This window comes from Candidatus Nitronereus thalassa, from assembly GCF_032191465.1.
Classification (GTDB): Bacteria; Nitrospirota; Nitrospiria; order Nitrospirales; family UBA8639; genus Nitronereus; species Nitronereus thalassa.
Genome location: NZ_JAQOUE010000001.1, coordinates 1,067,094 through 1,088,137 on the forward strand (window position 1 = coordinate 1,067,094; position 21,044 = coordinate 1,088,137).

Below are 21,044 nucleotides of genomic sequence, written 5' to 3' on the forward strand. Positions count from 1 at the left end.
AGGTCCTTGAGCCATGGGGAGAAACTTTTTACTAAAAATGGCCAGACAGTTGAACATCAACCACATTGTTTCCATAAAGATAGGCACCCTTTTTATTTCCATACCAAATTACTTCCCGACACCAGTCATCCCAAGAATCCCAGACCTGGGTTGTTCTATCAATATGGTACGTTGTGGATTTATTAATAAGAGAACATTCCTCTCCAGTAATTGCTGCGCGATAGTACTCCCAAATATTATAAGAGCACTCAATTTCGAGATCTTTGGATTGGAAGGGTTGCTTGAGAAGATTGCAATTCAGCTCAACTGCATCCTGAAGTAAGTGATTGGGTAGCCTTAAATGATTTCCCTTTAAAACCTCCTCTATTAATTGCTGGGCTTCTTTAAAAAATTTCTCCACCTTTCCCTCGAAACATAATTCAATAAGAATGTATTCATCTGCTGGCCACCAGATATTCAACCACTTATCCGAGTGACAGTATTCAGGCCCGGCATTTTGGATGTCTATAGCTTTTTCAATGAAATAACTTTTTATTCCCTGAAGAATAGGGAAACCTTCTAGATCCCGTTCGAGAAAAATCTCTATTAATTCACGATGGGGGACTTCGCAAAGGTTGTGGATCAGCACAAGTGGGACTTGAAAGACCTTGTCAAAATATAGAAACGCCGTCATCCACGAAAACACTCGAGTTCTTACCCAATCTTTTTTTGGCATGGACTCCGTGGCAATGACGAGTTGCTGCATTTCAAAAATATCATCCTCAGACTCGAACACTGATCCATGAATATTGATGGTTTTTGATTCAACCCATTGCATCCCATATTTTTCTTGATACTCAGGATCTCCCATCTCGGCATTAGGAAGAATCGAGAGGTTATTAAATTGGATTCGATTATGCTGACCATTTTCGATAATGGTGGAAACGGCTTTCGTAAACGTCTCATACGTTTCCCCAGGCAGCCCCAATATTAAATCCGTATAAGTTTCCACATTGTCTTTCGTAAACCGTTTCTGTAGTTCTTGGTAGGTATTGGTCGAAATATTCCCTCGCTTAATACTTTTGAGTGTATTGGGATCCATCGATTGAAGGGCAATATCAACCCCTTTGTTTAGGCCTGCATCTGCCAAAATTTTTTGGGTTTCATATGCACGTTCCGTTGCATTCTTGGTCGCTTGTACCGACAACGCGTGAGGATAACCGTATTCCATCTTTGAATGGGCAACAAATTTAGCAATATCAATGTCCCGCGAAAGGATTCCGAAATTCGCATCGCAGCAGAACACAAACTCAATCTTATGAGTAGCAAACCACTCCACTTCCTTATAGAGTCTTTCAATGTCGAATTTGTATACTTTACTGGCAACAGCGGATCCCCAATCGCAAAAGGTACAGGCAAAAGGGCACCCACGATTAGTTTCCCATAACGCAATCCAGTGCTCATTGGGGTTTGCCTGCATCAAAGGTTCAAAAATCCCTTCTAAATAGGGGGAAGGGAACTGCGCTAGCTCCTTCATTCTCCCTCCCTTGGGATTGGTGACGACCGCACCATTCCGGTCAATAAAACTTATAGAGGGGATGTTGGGCCAATCTTGGCATTCAAATTTTTCCAAGATTTCTAGCGCAGAATGCTCTCCCTCACCATGGCAAGTAATATCGATAAAGGGGTGCTGTTTTAAAAAAGTATTATCTCTTTCTGGAACTTGCGGCCCTCCAAAAACAATTAACATCTCAGAATTTTGCTCCTTGAGCCTTTTGGCTATTTCCAAAGAGATCCTCATATTCCAAACATACGTGCTCACAAATAGCACATCCACTCCCAACAGCTGATCGACAGCCTCTTTAACAGCAATCCTCTTATAAATAGGCAAACGAAATTCAAACCTCTCCGGATTACCTAAATTTGCCTGAGCATAGGCCTGAAGCATTCCCGCTGAAAGGGGAAAATAGTTTTGTCCCGAGAAACTGTTATTGATCTGCATTAAACCAACTTTTATCTTATTCACAGGCTTCTCCGTTTTAAGACAACATCATGGTCTAAGTATGGACTTTTTTTACAAGATGCAATTGATTTTCTTTGAACCAATTTATCGTATCCGTAAGCCCTTCCTCTAACCCCACGGCTGCTTTGAAACCAAGCTTTTCAAGGGCTTTATTGGTATCTACGACCCGAATAGGAATCGTTGTCGGTTTAGTTGGGTCAAACATAATTCTGGAACGACAACCAGACAATTGAAGAATTGTTTCCGCAAGTTGTTGGATGGAAACACTAGCACCAGAACCCAAATTTACCCCTTCCCAATGAGGGTAACGTTCTAAGGCCAACAAACATCCTCTCGCAACATCACTGACATGAAGGAAGTCTCTAATTTCCTTCCCATTACTCCAGATTTCAAAGGGATCTTGCTGTTCCACTGCCTTCCTAATCAAAGCCGGAATGACATGGCACGTTTCAAAATCAAAATTATCAAAACGACCATAAAATGGGACGGGTCGTACCACGGATATCTTCATTCCGTATTTTTCGCAATAAAATTTTGCTAGAGATTCGACATATCTCTTCATATTTCCAACGCCCTGGTAGGCACTATGTGGCTCATCTATGAATGCTTCTTCTTCTCGTACCGGTCGAGGATAAGCTGGGTACACTGTAGTGCTACTCACCAGCAAAACACGCTTAATACCAGCTAAGCAGGCCGCTTGAAGGGATCGCGCAGCCATAACAAGATTGGAAGTAACCGCAAGCATCGGATTATTGATAGCTTGGGCTGCACCAACTGTTACAGAAGCACATAAACAGGCGATATCCATTCCTGACATTACTTTGTCACATTCAGCTTGTTCTGTGAGGTCGGCCTTTAAAAATTCGAAATTCGTTATATCTTGATTAAAGAAAGGGCGTTTATGAACTACAGCTCGAATTGTCGCTCTCATGGGGAGAAGACCTTCAATTAAATGTCTCCCTAAGAGACCTGTCGCCCCAGTCACAACAACTTTTTTATTTTCAAAGAAATCAGTCATTGGCATTATATGCGGACCTGCTGGGGTCTATTGCTTAGAAGGGCCCTTTAAAATTCTTTTCATAGGTGTAAAACTCTTCGCCACTTAAATCCATTTCCTCAAGTTCCAACATTTTTTCTACTGTCCGAATAATCGTCACGGCAGAGGGATAAAATAGATTTTCAAGTGGTCTCGTCGTTGGGCAGGGAGCATGGGCAAATCCCAATCGTTCAACTGGTTTCTTTAAGGTGGAAAAACATTGATGGCTAATCATCGCTGCCAATTCTGCTCCAAACCCGCAATAAGACCAATCGTAATCTGCCACAATACAATGCCGAGTTTTATTCACAGAATCAACGAGCGGCTGTTCCTCAAGAGGAGAAACCGTCCGAACATCAATAACCTCTATATTAATTCCTCTTTTCTCCAAGACTTCACCAGCCTTCAATGCCTCAACTGTCATCCAAGACGTGGTGAGGACGGAAAGATCATGCCCAGATCTTCGCAATCCGACAATACCAAGGGAAATAATCTCTTCATCTTTAACTTCTCCTTCAACATCATATAACCATCGATGCTCCATAAAAATCACTGGATTTTCATCACGAATGGCTGCTCGCAACAAACTATAAGCATCTTGGGGAGTAGTAGGTAGCACGACCTTGAGTCCTGGCAAATGAGCAAAAACCGAATGTAGGGATTTACTGTGCTGCGCTGATTGTCCCCACCCTCTACCGATTACAGCTCGAATGACAAGGGGAATTTTTAATCGTCCACCACTCATATAACGTAAATTCGAAATCATATTGGTAATTTGATTCATGGCCAGAAGCATAAAATCTGCCCTAATATGAATGTGGACAGGTCTCAAGCCAGAAAGCGCCGCCCCCAAAGCCACTCCGGTCATAGCCTCCTCGGATAATGGAGTCCCAAAGCAACGTTCAGGACCAAACTTTTCCACTAATCCCTTGGTACTCCCAAAAATACGCTTATGATCTTGGACATCCAATCCATAGACAAAAACGGATGCATCACACTCCATTTCCCGCATCAGGGCCAAATTGAGGGCCTCTCTAAATGTCAAATTTAATTTCATATCAAGACATCTTGATAAAGTTCTGAAGCATCGGGAAAAGGAGCACTTTCAGCCATTTTCACACTTCGATCAATTTGTTTTCTAACCTCGGCTTGAACGGACAAAAGATCTTTCTCGGAACAACCCATGTTTAAGAGACTTTGTTCATATGCCAGCAGAGGATCAAGTCTATTCATTTCTGATTGATCCGGTTTAGGCCTATATCCTGTATTGAAGTCTTCCCTCGGTCCCACATGTTCTAAAAATCGAAGATAAGGGAAACGAATGAATCCTGGCCTCGGATGTTCCAGCATTTTCTTAACCATTTGTGAAGTTGCCGAAATCACCTCAAGTAAATTGTGTCCATCAGCTTCGTCCGAATAGCATTTGAACCCACCAATCGCATCAAGAATCGTCCGAAACCCCTGTCGTTCTGAGGCCGGCGTATGAATGGCTAAATCATTATCTTCACAGACGAACAGAACACGCAGTTGCTTAAGACAGGCAAAATTAAGACTCTCCCAAAATGTTCCTTCTTCAACTGCGCCATCCCCAAAAAATACTACGACAAAGTCCTTCGACCCTCGATAAGCATTTGCAAGAGCAACTCCAACCGCTACAGGAATGGTCGAAGCCACTACAGCGGAAGTGGCCACGAGGCCATTTTCAGGCGCACACAAATGCATGGAACCAGCCTTCCCCTTCCCGGAACCCGTCACCTTTCCATACAATTCTGCAAAAAACCCATCCGTATCCTCTGTCATGGTCAAGTAAAGCGTGTGATTTCTATAAGTTCCAAAAGCCTTAAATCCAATTGGCAAACTATGACAGACTCCTATGGGTATAGCCTCTCCCCCAATTCCCAAGTGCACGGGGGTTTTCATCCCATCTTTAAAATATTCCTCTCCGATTTTTTCCTCGGCCCTTCGGGTCAGGTACAATTTTCTGTAAAGTTTTAGTGCTTCGTCTTTGTACATTAGTGTTTGCTCTACGGTTATTCAAAAAATGACTGCACCGTTGAGGCAGCAAAGTCGACATCCTCATCTGTCAGATATTGATGAACTCCAAAATGAAGGCCAGTGCGGCCAATCCGTTCTGCGACGGGGAAATCTCCTTCCCTATATCCTAGAAAAGCAAAAGCGGAATGTTGTGTGGGAAGGGAACCGAATAAGGTTTTACACTGAATCCCCTTCTGTTCCAAATAGTTATACAGCCCGTCAATTGATTTTTTTTCGTCTCGAAGGACGAGGGGAAAAGCATGTGGGCAAATGACTTCGCCTGGACAATCTGGATAAAGGTACATGGCTTCATCCAGAGGTTTAAGTAAATTCCAAAGCCGAGAAAGGTGACGCCTCCTCACGGAAAACGTCCGATCAAACATTTCAAGCCCTTCGAGTCCAATAGCTGCTTCCAGATCATTCATTTTGGAGTTGAACCCAATCCGGTCAAAATGAAAATACAGTTCTCCTCCTCTTCTTCCATGCGTACGAACAGAACGACACAGTTCCGCAAAAAGTTCCTCGCTTGCGGAAATCATTCCTCCTTCCCCACTACAAATGATATGTGCCGCATAAAAACTAAATAATCCCATGGACCCAAATGACCCAACAACCTGACCATCCAAGGTCGCGCCGTGGGCTTCACAGCAATCTTCAATAACGAGAAGTTTGTGCCGCCTAGCGATTTCAATAATTTCTTTCATTTTGCATGGCTTGCCCATCGTGTGTACAACCTGAATGGCTCGCGTTTTGGGAGTAATGGCTGGTTCAATAAGTGAGGGGTCTAGATTTAAAGTTTCCAGCTCGACATCAACAAACTTCGGCACTAACCCTGCCGCTAAAATACAATTTGCCGTGGCGACAAATGCCAAAGCTGGGGTTATAACCTCATCTCCTCGACTTGCTCCGACACTATTAAGAGCCGCCATTGCGACAAGTCCGGCATCAGTTCCCGAACTTGTCGCAATGGCGTGGGGATAGCCAAACCTTTTTGCAAAATCAGTTTCAAATTGTTTGACATTTTGCCCTTCAGAAACCCAATTTCTTTGGATGGCTGCGTCTAAATGCTTTCGGGCTATTTCACCGATTTCAATATGGCCAAATGTAATTCGATACGGCTTCACCTTAATCCTCCAATATCCTCCAAATTAAAAAAACCAAAAATCCCGGAAAGTTAATTTTCAAAAAAGGTTCCTGGAAGTTCTTACTTCGTAGTCCATATTCATCCTTCACATTCAAAATAATAGCGGGCCAATAAAATGGCAAAAAGTATTCCTACTGTCTCAATTTGCTGGTTTTCAATCAAAAGTAAGAGGTCTTCCATTTTCATGAGCTGAACATCGTGTTCTTCAAGATCCCCACTATTAATATCTTTTACCTTTTCCGTGCCCCTCGCTAAAAACACATGGATTTTCCCTGCCCCCCTATTGGCATCACGTACATATTGACCAAGGTCCACCCATTCCCTAGCCTGGCAACCGGTTTCTTCAAGCAATTCCCTTTTTGCACAATCCAGAGAAGACTCTCCTTCATTGCACATTCCTGCCGGCAAACCCCATATCGCTTTCCCCACTCCATGCCTGTACTGTCTCAAAACAAAAACTTCACCTTTTTCATTTATGGGGACAATAACTGATGCATCGGGGCAGGTAATCTTATAATAATCTGGAATAATTCGACCATCAGGAAGTTGGACCCTTTCATTCCAAATTTCAAACCAAGGAAGGACAGATAATAGCCGCTTATTGTCCAGAACCGTCCAGGGCTTAAATACAGGTAAACGCAATTGTGAAAATCTTAATGTCACAACTTCCCTTTATTTTCAGAAGAACAATTTCCAAAAAATTCTTCCGCACTAACAAAACTTTCAGGAGTCCCAATGTCGATAAATTTCCCTCCTGCTTCATATCCACATATTCCCCTTTGAATCCATTTTGGAAATATATCTTTTTCAAGGGAAATTGGCTTGTGTTCAGGGATAGTCGTTATCAAAGATTTATTCACCAGATAAACCCCAGCATTAATCAACCCAGGCGTGGACTCATTCGTTTTTTCCTCAAAAGCCAAAACCATCTCATCCTTCGAGATTTGAACTCGACCAAACCTCTTTACATTCGGCACATGTGTCAAAACTATCGAAACTTGAGATTTTTTAGCCACATGCCACTTTTCAAACGCACACAAATTGACTTGGCAAAAAGAGTCTCCATTCAGCACTAAAACTCTTTTGGAATTCACAAGGGAGGATGCAAGTCTTAAGGCACCACCAGTCCCGAGAGGAGAGGATTCTTGCGAATAGTTCAATTCAAGCGATTTGTAATTTTCTCCAAATTTTTGACGAACTTGCTGGGCCTTATATCCTACACATAACACAACCCGCCTGTAATCAGCATCATGGATTTCGTCGAGTAAATAAGAAAGAAAAGGACGTCCCTTAACCTCAGCAAGTACTTTTGGCTTACCCACAAGAACCGACTGAAGGCGTGTACCAAGACCACCGGCCAAAATGGCTACCGTAGTGTTGGGCCTAGACATTGCCTAAGTGCAACCGCCCCATCATTCGAAAACCTTTTAGTAACTCTAGAATACCTTCGTCTAGGGAACGATGGGCCTGAAATCCTGCTTCACGCAATCTCTGATTTGACACAATATAATTTCGTTTATCAGGATCGCTCCCTATGGATGCATAATGAACATAGAAATTGGGAATATGTGCTTGAATGAGCTTTGCCAACTCCTCTTTAGATATATTCGCCGAATCCAAACCTGCATTATAGGGCCGCCCCACCATTTGAGAAGAATTCTTCATACAATGCACCATACACTCAGCAACATCCCTAATATGAATAAAGTTACGTTTAAAATCTTTTTCAAAAATAACAAGATAGCCAGAGATAAAAGCCTGATAGACAAAATTGTTGACTAGGAGATCAAGCCGCATCCTTGCGGACATGCCAAATACGGTCGCCAATCGCAATGTCACGACATTAGGTGCATTGAGCAACTCTTGTTCAGCTTGGACTTTGGTTTTGCCATACAGTGATATGGGTTCTAAGGGAGTATCCTCCGTACAAAAAGATTCACCAGATTGGGTTCCATAACCGCTATTCGTGGTCGGGAAAATAATCAACTGGGTTGGGCTACGCATTTTTAATAAGAGTTGTATGGCCTCCAAATTCACAGATTTTGCTAAACATGGATCCCGATCACAGGCAGGGGCCCCGACTATGGCAGCCAGGGGGATTATGACATCGGTATCTTTTATATTTGAGCGCATCAATTCCTTATTACGTGCATCACCACAAACAAATTCAAACTTTGGATTGGCGCACAAATGAAACAGGCTATGTTGCTGGTACAACAAATTATCGATAACAGTTACCTCATACTCTGCCTTCAACAAATGCTCACATAACACTGAACCCAAATAACCCGCCCCACCAGTCACAAGCACTTTCATTATTTTTCATCCCCTCATAAGGATATTCATAACGCCTTTACCCATTAGGCAAACACCAAGCAATCAAATTATTGCACATTCTTTACGCAATAATAATGGGCTGCAATGCCCCCCTTTGCAACCTCCACAACCATATCCCTAATGTAAGCATGGATTCGGATCATAAGGGAGAATTCCTGTCACCAAGACTCTAACCATAGGCATATCTTTATTCGACATTAACTCCAAACAATTTCAACGGTCGATAATGTCAACAACTCCGCTAGTAGCAAGGACCGTTTTTCTTTCTCCAGAAAACAGAAGAAACGGCATACCTAAAACGAAGGAATTTCGACTTCTTTTTTTACAATCATTCCATTTATAAAAGTGTTTGACTAAGGAAGAGATTTCCCCCTTTAAACTAAGATGCTAGGCATTGACATCATCCACCGTCACATCTCAGACGACCGAAAAAACTTTCTGGTGAGGAATGCCCATAGTCCGGAAGAGAGCCCTCGTTCCCTCAACATCTACAATATGGCATATGAGAACGGCATCAAAATGCAAAATTTTTAAAGAATCTATAGTGTGACATGGACAGGAAAGAAATGTCTTCTCTTGGTTCTCGGAAATAAATCCCAAGAATGTAAAATTAGTTCCTTGCAATGACAGATAGGCTAATTCTGCCAACTCGCCTACCCCGTAAATCATGATCCGATGAACACTCAACTGCTTGAGTTGCATTAGGACTCTGTCAAAACGTTGTCGTACATCCCGAAAATAGGTTAAGGAACATTGAATATATTCACAAGTCAGTCTTGATTTCTCTGCAATGCCCTTGGGCGTAATCAAGTACTTGATTCTACCCCTAGGAACCGTCGTTATTTTTATATATCCTTTGTGCGCCAACCGTTTGATATAGAGATTGGTTAAGCCAAGGGCCACCCCTAGTTTCGAAGCTAGCGATCGTTGCGTAATAACTGGATTTTTTTCAATCTCTTGAAGCACATACAGTTCCCGTTGACACTGCATGTTTTCCAGAAATAGGCTATTTGGGGAAATCATGTTCAAAGATTGAACATGAAAGACCAATTTTTGTCAACGCAAATGTTGAATCCTTTTTCTAGCAATCAAAGAAGCTCCTGGCGGAATAAAAAATAGGGTCATCACTAGTTCTTTCCGATTATAGTCTAGCCAAAATGAAACGAATTGCCATTACAGGTGCTAACGGCTTTATCGGGAAACCACTTGCAGATTTTTTGGAACGCAATGGATATTCCGTGACCCGAATCATCCGCAAGACTGATTCCGTCCCAGCCAATAACAACAAAAAGACCATTGCTATTGGTGATCTTACAAAAGTTAGTGACTGGGCTCCCATTCTGGAAGGGATAGATACCCTAATTCATCTCGCTGCCAAGGTCCATGTCAAACAAGACCGGCATCACAATCCCCTTTCTGCATTTCGAAGGGTTAATACTGATGTCACTGTGAACCTGGCACACCACGCATCCAAAGCGGGGATCAAACGTTTCATTTACTTAAGCTCAATCAAAGTGAATGGCGAATTCACCATGCCCGGTCACCCCTTTTCTGAAGATAACACTCCTGCGCCACAAGATGCCTATGCCATATCCAAATTTGAAGCTGAAAACGGACTGCGCGAATTGGCGACCCTAGGCACGATGGAGGTGGTTATAATTCTCCCCCCCCTTGTCTACGGTCCCAAAGTTAAAGGGAATTTCCTCCGTATGATGGAGTGGCTGAACAAAGGCAGACCCTTACCTCTTGGTGCAATTCACAACAAACGCAGTCTTCTAGGATTGGATAATTTATTAGATTTCATTAAGATTTGCACAGAACATCCCCATGCGGCGAACGAAACCTTTGTGGTTTCAGATGGCGTAGACCTTTCCACTACAGAATTATTGGAGCAAATCGGCGATTCTCTTGGAAAACCTGCGCGATTATTTGCGGTCCCACGGGGATTATTAAAAATTGGGTTTCGGCTAATGGGAAAAGGTAGTTTAATCCCACGTTTGCTTGGTTCGCTTCAGATAAATATGGGGAAGGCCAAAATGTTGCTTGGCTGGAAACCACCATATGATATTAATGAGGGTTTAAAGAAAACCGCAAAAGACTTCCTACAGTCAAAGGAGGATTAACCTTGCATTTCCTAGTAATTGCCCCTATAGGAATAAAAGATCCTCACCAAAAGCAGCGAGGCATTCAACGAAAAAATGCTCATACTTTAATGACGTATTCTGCTCCTCACCAAGACAAAGGGATTAACCTTTGATTTTACCACGCTAGGGATTTTCGTAAGAACGACAGACGCCGCCGAAAATATTCGACAAGAAGGAGGTATTATCCAAGTCTTTCCTTAAAAAAGATCCCCGCAGTAAGCTGATGGGGTATTCAGAGGAAAAATCTCTTTTTCTAAAAGGAAACCCCGTAGCAACCTTCCGAGAAATTACAAGTTAAAAAGAGATATTTATGAAAACCTTTGGCTGGCACAGTGGGAAAATTGCATGACTTTAGTGGAATTAGGGATTGGTAGCCTTGTATTCCTTCTAGCTTTTCTCTTTACTCGAGGACTTTCTTCCCCTACTTCAAAACTCTGCCTTATGGATCATCCAAATATCCGTTCTTTGCACGAAAATCCCACACCATGTACTGGGGGCCTTGCCATTCTGGTTTGTGCACTTGGAGGTTGGTGGTCTTGGATTCTTCTGGTTCAGCTCCAGCCAACGTTTCTGTCCGTAAATAGGATTAGCGATCCAGATATAAGGTTAGCGCTGATACTTTCATTCTTTGTCGCATTACTGACACTAATTTCCTATTGGGACAGAAAAGTTGGGGTAAAACCAGGACTTCGGCTAGCCATTCATATTCTGGCAGGGGCTGCCTTAGTAAGAGGTGCGGATCTTTTTGTAAATGCCATATCAATTCCTCTCTTAGGACAAATATGGCCTCTGGGGTGGGTAGCGGTACCACTGATGTTGCTAATCATAATATGGATTAAGCGATTATTTGGGCTCAACGGAGGACTGATTGAGGGATCGATCGTTCTAATCGGCGGCTTTGTCATTTATGTTTTGTGGACAGGTGGTGCGAATATTTTCCCAGTGTTATCTCTCATAGTTTCCATTCTTTGTCTTGTTTGGATGAGCAATCTGTTCAATTTTATGGATGGGATGGACGGGCTTGCTGGAGGAATGGGTATAATTGGATTCGGCTTCCTTAGTTTTATTGCTTGGACGAGTGGGCATTTTTTTATTACTTCGCTAGCTTTTTTTATTGCGGTTTCCTGTGGGGGATTTTTAGTTTTCAATTTACCACCAGCAAGAATTTTTATGGGTGATGTAGGAAGCGTTCCTCTGGGTTTTTCTGCAGGAGGGCTTAGTGCTTTAGGCATTCATCAAGGTTTATTTGATATTTGGATTCCTCTCCTTATCTTTTCTCCATTTATTATGGATGCCACCGTCACACTTTATTGTCGAATGCTTCGTGGAGAAAAAGTTTGGAAGGCACACCGTGAACATTTTTATCAGCGTCTTGTTCTTTCAGGTTGGGAGCAACGAAAGGTTTTGATGGCAGAGTATGGATTGATGTTAGGCAGTGGAATGAGTGCTGTAATGTATGGTCAATTTGGCGAACAGTTACGGTTTGTGGTTTTATTGGGATGGATATTCATCTACACTCTCTTGGGGTGGGGGGTTTTCCGAATTGAGCAACGTGCTAAAAAGATTAATGCAGCAGCCTGATGAATAAGTGTGTATTCTACTGATTGGCCTCTCACGTTTTATGATAGAAATTCCCCAACAAAATTTTCATATTACAAAGGTATAAACAGTGCAAGGTTTCATCCTGGTTTGCCTTTCCTAAATGGCTTCGATTATTCCTTTGAAATATGAAAATATTGCCCATTGGTTTTTACTGGGGTTAGTCTGTAATTTGCAAATGATATGATGATGAACACCACCCTTACCCAATCATTTAAGAGATTTAACGACATCTTGGATAAGGTGTTTGCTCGGTATCGGATGCTATTTATTGTGGGTTCCCATCTCGGGGTAGTAGCTTTTGCCAATATTCTTTCTTTTTTCTTTAGATTTGAAGGGATCATTCCTCATGAATATCAGGTGCTATGTGCACGAATGCTTCCTATTCTTCTTCTCATCTATATGGTGAGTCTTTGGTTGTTTGGGTTATTTCATGGCCTATGGCGGTATGTGGGTTTTCATGATTTGGTAAGGATTGTGTGGGCTTGCTTCGTTGGAAGTCTGATCTTTTTTCTCTTCATTCATATCTTATTGCACGTTACCTATTATCCTCGCTCCACGATTATCCTGACAGGCCTACTCAGCGCAGGCTTTCTTGGGGGGATGAGACTAACATTTCGTTGGTTTCGTGAGTGGATTCAACGAGTTGGAGCCACTGGACGCCGAGTTTTACTGGTTGGTGCTGGGGATGCCGGGGAGCTGTTACTAAGAGATCTTCAAAGTAGTCGTGCTCACAATTATTTTCCAGTGGCTTTTGTGGATGATGCCAAGGCAAAACAAAAAAGCCGAATTCACGGGATTCCCGTGGCAGGAAGAATTGAAGACATTCCGGATGTGGCGAGGCAATACCATGTAGAAGAGATAATCATAACTATTCCTTCGGCAACTCCCCAGATTCGACAAAGAATTTTGTTCGCCTGTGAGCCTTGCCCCATACCCATTAAAACTCTCCCTGACCTGCAAGCTCTTCTTAATAGTCCCGTTTCATTTCATGGCGTTCATAGTTTTACGTTAGAAGATCTTTTGCAGCGGGAACCAGTGAAGACCGCCCTAGATGAACTATATCCTTTACTCAATAATAAACGGATTCTAGTTACCGGTGCTGGAGGATCCATAGGGTCTGAGCTTTGCCGGCAAATTTCATGGTATCAACCATCGTTGCTTCTTCTTTTTGAACGACATGAAAACAGCCTATACTCTTTGGAATTAGAGCTGCGTGGAAAATTTCCCAACCTAAATTTAGTTGCCATTGTCGGAGACACCACCGTAAGGGACTGCGTTGGGGAAGTTTTCTCTCACCATTCACCGGAATTGGTTTTTCATGCTGCAGCTCATAAACATGTCCCACTAATGGAGAGTAATGCCATTGAAGCTGTTCGTAATAACGTCTTTGGCACGAAAGTTTTGGGCGAGATGGCTTTGGCTCATGAAGTTGAACAGTTTGTTCTCATTTCTACTGATAAAGCCATCAATCCTACCAATGTTATGGGGGCTACAAAATGGGTCGCTGAATGCTTGATTCAGGGATTTAACAAAAAGCCAGGACCCAGGTTTGATGCTGTTCGATTTGGCAATGTTCTTGGGAGTAATGGAAGTGTAGTTCCGCTTTTCGCCGAGCAGATTAAGAAAGGAGGCCCAGTCACGGTTACCCACCCTGAAATAAAACGATACTTTATGACAATTCCGGAAGCCGTTCAATTATGCTTGCAAGCAAGTTCTCTAGGAAAGGGGGGAGAAATATTTGTTTTAGATATGGGCGAACAAATTTCCATTGCGGATTTGGCAAGAAATATGATCAGGCTTTCTGGCTTCGTTCCCAATCAAGACATTAAAATTACCTTTTCCGGGCTTCGCCTTGGTGAAAAACTTTTTGAAGAGTTAGTTGGGAAAAATGAAACACTAGCACCTACTGTCCATCCAAAAATTCAAAAAATCCAGACAGATCCCGCAAAGAAACATGAAACACTTGCCGATCATATAAAAAACTTGGAGGAACTGGTTGCCGATGGAAATTCCGAAAAACTCCTTGAAAAACTTAAGGACATTGTTCCTGGATACACGCCTACCCCTCCATTCTTTCATTGCATGCCAAGTGAAATTTCTTGAACCACTTCGCCATGAGACCCTCCTTGGATGACCTGACTTGATGAAACCCCTCTTCTATTATTTTCACTCGCAACCATAAAGCAAAGTACAATCCAGTCAGGAGCCAAAACAGGTAAGCCAAAGTACCTACCAACATATTGTCAAACATGTTTCTTGTAATGACCCCAACTACCATAAGTAAGACACCTAACCCAAGATTCCCCACAAAGGTCCCTCTATACAATTGAACTCCGTCGATCGCAGTCCTCAGTATGAAAAAAAATATCACTACATAAAAGACGAAACCAGTCAGTCCTACACCATAGATCATAGAGATAAAAACATTATGCAGATGCATGCCCGTGGAAGGTACATTACCAGAACCCACCATAATTTCTTCGTTGATTTTTTGAAAAGTATGATTTCCATAGCCAAACCCCATAATAGGGTTTTCCATAATTTGCTCAAAGGCAATCTTCCAAGTGCCTAAACGAATTTTCGTTGACTCAAGACTTGCAAAGGAAGTATCTTGGACAATGTCATTCTGGTCTCCTTGAAACACCTGCCCTCCGATTAAAATTAGTCCGCAAATAAAAACCGGAAAGCTCCATTTCAGCCATTTATTTTTTAACCCAAGGAACCATAGTACGGCCAACTGAGAAAAAAAGGCCAGCCAGGCGCCTCGAGTGTGGGACAGAAATAAGGCTGCAAGGACAATAAAAAAAAGACTGGTGACAAGCAATTTCGCACGCTGCCCATTTTCTTCAAGATAAAACATCCATATAAAAGGAATGCTCATCACTAGGAAACTTGAAAACCATTGCCCTGATTGAGTGAGAGAGTGAGCATGGCTCGTCTTATCAAACAAACTGTCGGCTTTCGCAAAATGTTCTACAATCCCGAACGCGCTCATCAGTACGATGCCAAACACAAAAGCAACAAGAATATTTTTTACTTGGCTTTCATTTTGTATTACATTCACCACAAAATAGAACATGATGAATAGCAAAATGGTCTTACGCCATTCAGCAAAACTATAGCTAGGATCAAAAGCAAATGGGACGGTAACTAAAACCCAGGCGACAAAAGAAAGGATGGGCAGGTCCAAAGGGGTTCGCTTGAAATGAAAATCTTGATTTCTTAATCTTACACTCACCCACAAAACGAGGAGCCCGACAAACAAAAACTCAATTGCATGACTGAGTTTGGCCACAGGAACAAGAAAAGCGATGGCCATGAGCCCAAAAGTAAATATCTTTTCTTGATCAATGCTTAAGGGTGTTTTTAATTTTCGAATTAACTCCAAGGCGAAAACCGATTTTGCTTAATCACAAAAAGCTAGCCTTACAATCCTCGAACGACCAAATCATGCAAGTGAATCATCCCAACAACTTTCTGATGCCTGGATAAGACTGGCAATAAAGAAATAGGCTTATCACGTTTCTCCATTTTTTCCAAAGCGGAGTAGGCGGTTTCGTCTTCAAACACAAAATCCGGTTTGGGGTTCATAATATCGACAATTTTCGCCGCAAATAAATCATCCCCACGCTCTAAGACTTTTCGAATATCATAATCCGTAACCAACCCAACCAAACGCCCTTCGTCATCAATAACGGAAACCGCACCGGAACGCTTTCTTGTAATTTCCGATAGCATGGTCTTCGTATCTGCAGAAACAGGAATAACGGGATTGTCCACACCTGACCGCATGATATCCCCCACCATTAACAACAATCGTTTCCCTAATTGTCCACCAGGATGATTCACGGCGAACTCTTCAGGCTGAAAATTTCGCAACTTCATCAAGGTCATGGCCAATGCATCACCCACGACCAACGCCGCGGTGGTACTCGTCGTTGGGGCCATATTAAACGGGCAGGCTTCCTCTTCTATAGGAGTATGCAAAACGAGATCTGAATGTCTTGCCATGGTTGACTTCGGCTGAGCCGTAATTGAAATAACCTTCGCGCCAACCTTTCGTGCCACGGGCAGAATGGCATTCAATTCCTCACTTTCCCCAGACTTCCCAATGGCTAGCACAACATCATTTTTTTGGATAATGCCCACGTCTCCATGCATTCCATCAGCGCTATGCAAGAACATGGCAGGAGTACCGGTCGATACCATAGTTGCAGCAACCTTCTGTCCGATAATGCCCGACTTTCCAACACCCGTCACTACCACCTTTCCTTGACAGGCAAACAGCAGCCGGACGGCCTCCTCGTAATCAGGGCCTAAATTTTTCTGAAGTCCCGCAATCGCCCGAGATTCCAGCTCCAGAACACGGCGGATTTCAGCAAGAACATTCATACCAGTCACAATGGGAAAGTTTCCCTTGAAGGGTGAAAACCATTTACAGTGCGAGTCTTACATTATTCAGAGCGGAAGGATTGCACCATATTCATCGGACAGAGTCAATCCAACGCAAAAGGATATGGTAAACCCTCTCCTTTATCTCCCAGTAACGTTTCAATCTCCTTTAAATATCCATATAATCACACACTAAAAACTCCGATTCATTAAAAAAATGCAACCAACAGGGGAACCGCGAAAAAATTGAAACCCTCGACAAAAAACAGCATTGCCCAAACTTTTCTCCACCTTGACTATGAAGCCTTAGGAAAAATCTACTGCGACGAAGGAGGAGAGGCCTTTTGGCAGCACCGTCAGGGTCCCTGCCAACGGCTAGGGAAAAAAATAGCCTCACATCTCAACCAGAGTTTGGCCCCAAAGGGCCGCAGCCTGTATATTGGGGCCGGAGTCGCAGAGTTGCCCATGCTTATTGTTGAGACAGCTGATCTCGATCGGTCAGTTTTCCCCTACAGCCTGCGAAAAAAAGAGGTAGCCATTCTCAACAAAGCCTGCACTGCCCTTCCGTTTCAATTTCTGGCAGACAATGCTCTCCACGCACAAGGCAAATTTGATCATCTCTGGCTCGTGAGCGTCCTCAATGATCCGGAATGTTATCCACAAACCTCAGCCCTCTCCTATGGACGCGCAACCCCATTCGATTTTGATCCTGATGCGTACAAAAAGGAACAGTACATCCTCCTTCGCTTGATTCACTCCTGCCTCAGAAAACTATCCATTCCCGGACTGGTTACTACATCCGTGGAGGAAGTTCCTTGGATCACCACCTGGTGCCTGGAACACAACATACCGTTTCATCTTGAATCCAAGACATTTCCAACAGCCATTGTCGGTGACCCTTTGTGTTTTATCCACCTGGACGAAACACCACCACCAAAAGCCAGCAACCAAAAAGAATTATGAAATCCTTAGGCATTGGACTTATCGGACTTGGCCGCCACGGTCAACGTTATGCCCACCACCTGTTGGAGGGAATTCCCAGGTGCCAATTGGTGGCCGTATGCCGACGGGATTCAACCAAGGGCCAACCCTTTGCAAAGAAACATAGTCTTCAATTCTATCAAGACTATCATGACCTCCTTACTCATCCCGAAATCCAGGCCATTGTGGTTGTTACCCCACCGAGCGAAGCCATCTCCATCGCACTCCAAGCCATACGGCACCATAAACCCGTGCTCATTGAAAAGCCCATGGGAAGTTCAGCCAAAGAAGCCCAACAACTCCTTGCCCAATCCACTCAAGAACACATTCCCGTCATGGTCGCACAGACCACACGTTATGAGGAAACCATCGCACAGCTGAAAAGCTATGGGAACAAAATTGGAACCTGGCGTTACCTCGTCTTGACAAACCGTTTACCACCATCTGAAAATCCCCTACTCCAATCCCCGGGAACCTCTCGGGGAGCACTCCTTGAGATCGGGATTCATCAACTCGACCTGGTTCGTTTCCTCACCGGGCAGGAGGTCAGCCAAGTTTATTGCGAAATGGAACGATCGCACCCAGAGAATCCTGAGACCCGAGCTTGGGTGACTCTTCACACCAACTCTGGCCTGCCCTGTCTATTGGATATATCTCGAGTAAGTCAGGGCCGATTCACCCGCACAGAAATTATCGGCGAAACGGGACAACTCATCGCCGACATGACCAGTCCATCCTTGACACTTCTCAGGAAGGATGATCATCCAAGGGTTATTCCCCTCACCTCGCAACCAACAATCCCACAGGTACTCTCTGATTTTGTTGACGCTATTCAATCGGAAATACCAATGCCAGTCACCGGTCTCGATGGATTGCGAGCCGTCCAAATCGCAGATGCCTGCTACGAATCTGCGAAAACCCAACGCACTATCACCATTTCACCCATATAATCAGTTCTGCGGAAGGTTACCGCCTGGCATTCCCTGCCGTTTGCGTGAAAACACCTTATGAATGTTTTGGTGTTGACTGACCAAACGCTCACGAGCTTTCAGAAAAATTTCTTCGACCAAAGCCCAATCCGCCTGGCTCAAATAATAAGACTGAAAAACCACCTCCATCCCTGGCTGCTCCCACATGCCATGTTGCCTTGAATACTCCACCAACGCTTCCAAAGATTCAGAGGACCACCCCTGTTCATAGAAGGCCGCACGAATTTCTTCGGTCCTCGCTCCCCATTGACGAGAAAGCGCAGTCGAAAAATACTCATGCACCGCTGGTTCTTCGCTCTTCAAAAACATCGATTGAAATTGGATAAGGGAACGAATGAGTTGATTCGCACGAGGGTCAGCTTCTGGAGGTAACACTCCCGCCTCATGAAACGTGGCAAGCATAGCCATAACGGCCCCGACATACTGAGCGGAGGCACGTTTGGACTGAAGCAATCTACCTGAGGATGCAGAGATTCCTTGCCACCGACTTTCTTCATGTAGCTCGACATCCCTCCCCACCACATAAAAAAGACTCTCAAACTCAGAAACTGGCGCTTTCGTGAATTCGGTTGGAGGAGGCGCCTGAATTATTATCCAGTGACTATGATCAAAGGCCCCTCTGACCTGCTCTACGGGAAGCGCAAAGGACAAGACCAAGCCAACCCCCAAAAGCCACATGGTTCTCACGAAATTCTCCCCTGCATTTTTTCCCAGTCAGTGTAGGTGCGCCATCTCATGGCGCTTCCGGAACAGGCGGCATAAGATGCTGCAGCTACAATCGGTTGAAAACGAAAAAATCACCTGCCTATAATCCATATGTCTCTCCACCAAATGTCCCCACTAATGAGGAAAATGTGCTTGCAAAGGTTTTAAGCGCAGGATTGCTTGGGCTCGATGCGCATCTCATTGAAATCGAAGTGGATATTGGGGGTGGTCTCCCTCAATTTTCCATCGTCGGACTCCCAGATGCCACCGTGCGCGAAAGCCGCGATCGCGTTCGTGCCGCACTCAAAAATACCGGGTTTTTCTTCCCCGCGAAAAAAATCACCGTTAACCTTGCCCCTGCGGGAATCAAAAAAGAGGGGTCGGGCCTCGACCTGGGGATTGCCATTGGTATCCTAATCGCCGAAGGCATTCTCGCTCAGGAATCCGTCACCAATTATGTACTCGTAGGAGAGTTGTCGTTAGATGGCCGTGTTAAGCCCATTACGGGCTCGCTGTCCATAGGCATGCGATGCCAAGGCCAACACCCACTCATTATTCCAACGGAGAACGCTTCGGAAGCCGCAGTCCTCAATCAGGTTGAGGTCTATGGCATTCATACCCTCCCAGAAGTCCTTGCCCTTTTGAACGGCGAACAACCTGCCTCACCTGTGACGGTAGATCGCGCAGCCCTCTTCCACGCCCCAACCAAAATCGAAGAAGACTTTTCCGAAGTCCACGGACAAACTCAAGCCAAACGTGCCCTCGAAATTGCAGCCGCCGGAGGCCACAATGTGTTGCTTATCGGCCCTCCCGGTTCAGGAAAAACCATGCTAGCCCAACGACTCCCTAGCATCCTACCCTCCCTCAGCCAAGAAGAAGCCATTGAAACCACTCGCGTGCACAGCGTGGCAGGCTTATTGCCAAATGGAGGAGCACTGATCACTACCCGCCCATTTCGCGCTCCTCACCATAACATTTCCGAGGCAGGCCTCATAGGTGGGGGGACCATCCCCAAGCCAGGGGAAGTCTCGCTGGCCCATCACGGGGTGCTGTTTTTAGATGAAGTCCTCGAATTCAAACGTCCGGTCTTAGACAGCCTTCGCCAACCTCTCGAAGAAGGTACGGTCACGGTGACAAGAGTGAATGCGTCCCTTCGTTATCCTGCGCAACTCATGCTCGTGACCGCGATGAACCCATGTCCGTGCGGATACTTTGGAGACCGTACACGAGAATGCCTTTGTTCGCCTCAACAAATCCGGCGGTACCGTGGACGGCTTTCTGGACCACTCCTTGATCGTCTTGACATTCACCTAGAGGTACCTGCGGTGGTCGTATCAGAGTTGAGCCAGAACCTCGCTGCGGAATCTTCTCTCACCATTCGCGAACGCGTTTCCCAAGCACGGTCCATACAAACGCAACGGTTGCACACTGAAGGACTCTTTACCAATGCCCAACTCAAACCCCGTCATATAAAAAAATATTGTCCTCTTGATGAACCAGGGAAAAAATTGCTCGAACAAGCTGTGAATCGACTGGGCCTTTCCGCGAGGGCTTACGGCCGAATTCTGCGCGTTGCACGAACCATTGCCGATTTGGCAAACTCTGAACGGTTGGAAATATCCCACCTCGCTGAGGCCATCCAGTATCGGAGCATGGACCGTGTTCTTCCCCTATAGAA

Annotated in this window: 18 protein-coding genes and 1 pseudogene; 7 read left to right on the forward strand and 12 right to left on the reverse strand. The window is 44.3% G+C overall.

Going from position 1 to position 21,044, the window contains the following annotated elements; all coding sequences use genetic code 11:
- Window positions 1–31 precede the first annotated feature (31 nt).
- The 9 genes from PPG34_RS04870 to PPG34_RS04910 all read right to left on the reverse strand — a co-directional run bounded on the left by PPG34_RS04870 (window position 32) and on the right by PPG34_RS04910 (window position 9,543).
- Window positions 32–2,005, reverse strand: coding sequence for a B12-binding domain-containing radical SAM protein (locus PPG34_RS04870; protein ID WP_313832019.1), 1,974 nt, complete (start codon window positions 2,003–2,005; stop codon window positions 32–34).
- Window positions 2,006–2,036: 31 nt separating this feature from the next.
- Entirely contained in the window at window positions 2,037–3,026 is a 990-nt protein-coding gene (locus PPG34_RS04875; RefSeq protein WP_313832020.1) for an NAD-dependent epimerase/dehydratase family protein, read from the reverse strand.
- 28 nt (window positions 3,027–3,054) lie between these two features.
- On the reverse strand, window positions 3,055–4,095 hold the full coding sequence (locus PPG34_RS04880; RefSeq protein WP_313832021.1) for an alpha-ketoacid dehydrogenase subunit beta: 1,041 nt from the start codon (window positions 4,093–4,095) through the stop codon (window positions 3,055–3,057).
- A complete protein-coding gene (locus PPG34_RS04885) occupies window positions 4,092–5,051 on the reverse strand; it encodes a thiamine pyrophosphate-dependent dehydrogenase E1 component subunit alpha (RefSeq protein ID WP_313832022.1) in 960 nt (319 codons plus the stop codon). Before PPG34_RS04885 ends, PPG34_RS04880 begins: the two co-directional genes overlap by 4 nt.
- A gap of 17 nt (window positions 5,052–5,068) precedes the next feature.
- Window positions 5,069–6,196 carry a DegT/DnrJ/EryC1/StrS family aminotransferase gene (locus PPG34_RS04890; protein WP_313832023.1) on the reverse strand — a complete coding sequence of 376 codons (1,128 nt, stop codon included), beginning with the start codon at window positions 6,194–6,196 and terminating at the stop codon, window positions 5,069–5,071.
- A 98-nt stretch (window positions 6,197–6,294) separates the two neighbouring features.
- Window positions 6,295–6,879, reverse strand: coding sequence for an NUDIX hydrolase (locus PPG34_RS04895; protein WP_313832024.1), 585 nt, complete (start codon window positions 6,877–6,879; stop codon window positions 6,295–6,297).
- Window positions 6,876–7,577, reverse strand: coding sequence for a nucleotidyltransferase family protein (locus PPG34_RS04900; protein ID WP_313832025.1), 702 nt, complete (start codon window positions 7,575–7,577; stop codon window positions 6,876–6,878). The genes PPG34_RS04895 and PPG34_RS04900 overlap by 4 nt, the downstream gene beginning before the upstream one ends.
- A gap of 22 nt (window positions 7,578–7,599) precedes the next feature.
- Window positions 7,600–8,532 (reverse strand): NAD-dependent epimerase/dehydratase family protein, encoded by a 933-nt coding sequence (locus tag PPG34_RS04905; RefSeq protein ID WP_313832026.1) that lies wholly within the window; start codon window positions 8,530–8,532, stop codon window positions 7,600–7,602.
- A 438-nt stretch (window positions 8,533–8,970) separates the two neighbouring features.
- The gene (locus PPG34_RS04910) at window positions 8,971–9,543 is read right to left on the reverse strand and encodes a winged helix-turn-helix transcriptional regulator (RefSeq protein ID WP_313832027.1); all 573 of its coding nucleotides are present in this window, start codon (window positions 9,541–9,543) and stop codon (window positions 8,971–8,973) included.
- 167 nt (window positions 9,544–9,710) lie between these two features.
- On the opposite strand from PPG34_RS04910, the gene PPG34_RS04915 reads away from it, so the two are divergent.
- The 4 genes and pseudogenes from PPG34_RS04915 (at window position 9,711) to PPG34_RS04925 (ending at window position 14,402) form a co-directional block, all read left to right on the forward strand.
- Complete coding sequence (locus PPG34_RS04915) at window positions 9,711–10,676, forward strand: UDP-glucose 4-epimerase family protein (RefSeq protein ID WP_313832028.1); 966 nt, start codon at window positions 9,711–9,713, stop codon at window positions 10,674–10,676.
- A 366-nt stretch (window positions 10,677–11,042) separates the two neighbouring features.
- Window positions 11,043–12,278 carry a glycosyltransferase family 4 protein gene (locus tag PPG34_RS04920; RefSeq protein WP_313832029.1) on the forward strand — a complete coding sequence of 412 codons (1,236 nt, stop codon included), beginning with the start codon at window positions 11,043–11,045 and terminating at the stop codon, window positions 12,276–12,278.
- 420 nt (window positions 12,279–12,698) lie between these two features.
- Window positions 12,699–13,229: pseudogene (locus PPG34_RS18335) on the forward strand (nucleoside-diphosphate sugar epimerase/dehydratase); the annotation flags it as partial.
- Window positions 13,230–13,334: 105 nt separating this feature from the next.
- A complete protein-coding gene (locus tag PPG34_RS04925; RefSeq protein ID WP_313832030.1) occupies window positions 13,335–14,402 on the forward strand; it encodes a UDP-N-acetylglucosamine 4,6-dehydratase family protein in 1,068 nt (355 codons plus the stop codon).
- On the opposite strand, the gene PPG34_RS04930 is transcribed toward PPG34_RS04925, so the two are convergent.
- A complete protein-coding gene (locus PPG34_RS04930; protein WP_313832031.1) occupies window positions 14,359–15,618 on the reverse strand; it encodes an O-antigen ligase family protein in 1,260 nt (419 codons plus the stop codon). The two genes, PPG34_RS04925 and PPG34_RS04930, sit on opposite strands and share 44 nt — an antisense overlap.
- Before the next feature lie 107 nt (window positions 15,619–15,725).
- The gene (locus PPG34_RS04935; protein WP_313832032.1) at window positions 15,726–16,691 is read right to left on the reverse strand and encodes a KpsF/GutQ family sugar-phosphate isomerase; all 966 of its coding nucleotides are present in this window, start codon (window positions 16,689–16,691) and stop codon (window positions 15,726–15,728) included.
- Window positions 16,692–16,937: 246 nt separating this feature from the next.
- Here PPG34_RS04935 and PPG34_RS04940 point away from each other — a divergent pair, with 246 nt between their 5' ends.
- Both PPG34_RS04940 and PPG34_RS04945 read left to right on the forward strand, forming a co-directional pair.
- Window positions 16,938–17,654 carry a hypothetical protein gene (locus tag PPG34_RS04940; protein WP_313832033.1) on the forward strand — a complete coding sequence of 239 codons (717 nt, stop codon included), beginning with the start codon at window positions 16,938–16,940 and terminating at the stop codon, window positions 17,652–17,654.
- A complete protein-coding gene (locus tag PPG34_RS04945) occupies window positions 17,651–18,622 on the forward strand; it encodes a Gfo/Idh/MocA family protein (RefSeq protein ID WP_313832034.1) in 972 nt (323 codons plus the stop codon). The genes PPG34_RS04940 and PPG34_RS04945 overlap by 4 nt, the downstream gene beginning before the upstream one ends.
- Here the strand turns inward: PPG34_RS04945 and PPG34_RS04950 are convergent, their stop codons facing one another.
- Entirely contained in the window at window positions 18,623–19,348 is a 726-nt protein-coding gene (locus PPG34_RS04950) for a hypothetical protein (RefSeq protein WP_313832035.1), read from the reverse strand. It lies immediately after the preceding gene.
- Between the two features lie 167 nt (window positions 19,349–19,515).
- Here PPG34_RS04950 and PPG34_RS04955 point away from each other — a divergent pair, with 167 nt between their 5' ends.
- Window positions 19,516–21,042 (forward strand): YifB family Mg chelatase-like AAA ATPase, encoded by a 1,527-nt coding sequence (locus tag PPG34_RS04955; protein WP_313832036.1) that lies wholly within the window; start codon window positions 19,516–19,518, stop codon window positions 21,040–21,042.
- Window positions 21,043–21,044 lie beyond the last annotated feature (2 nt).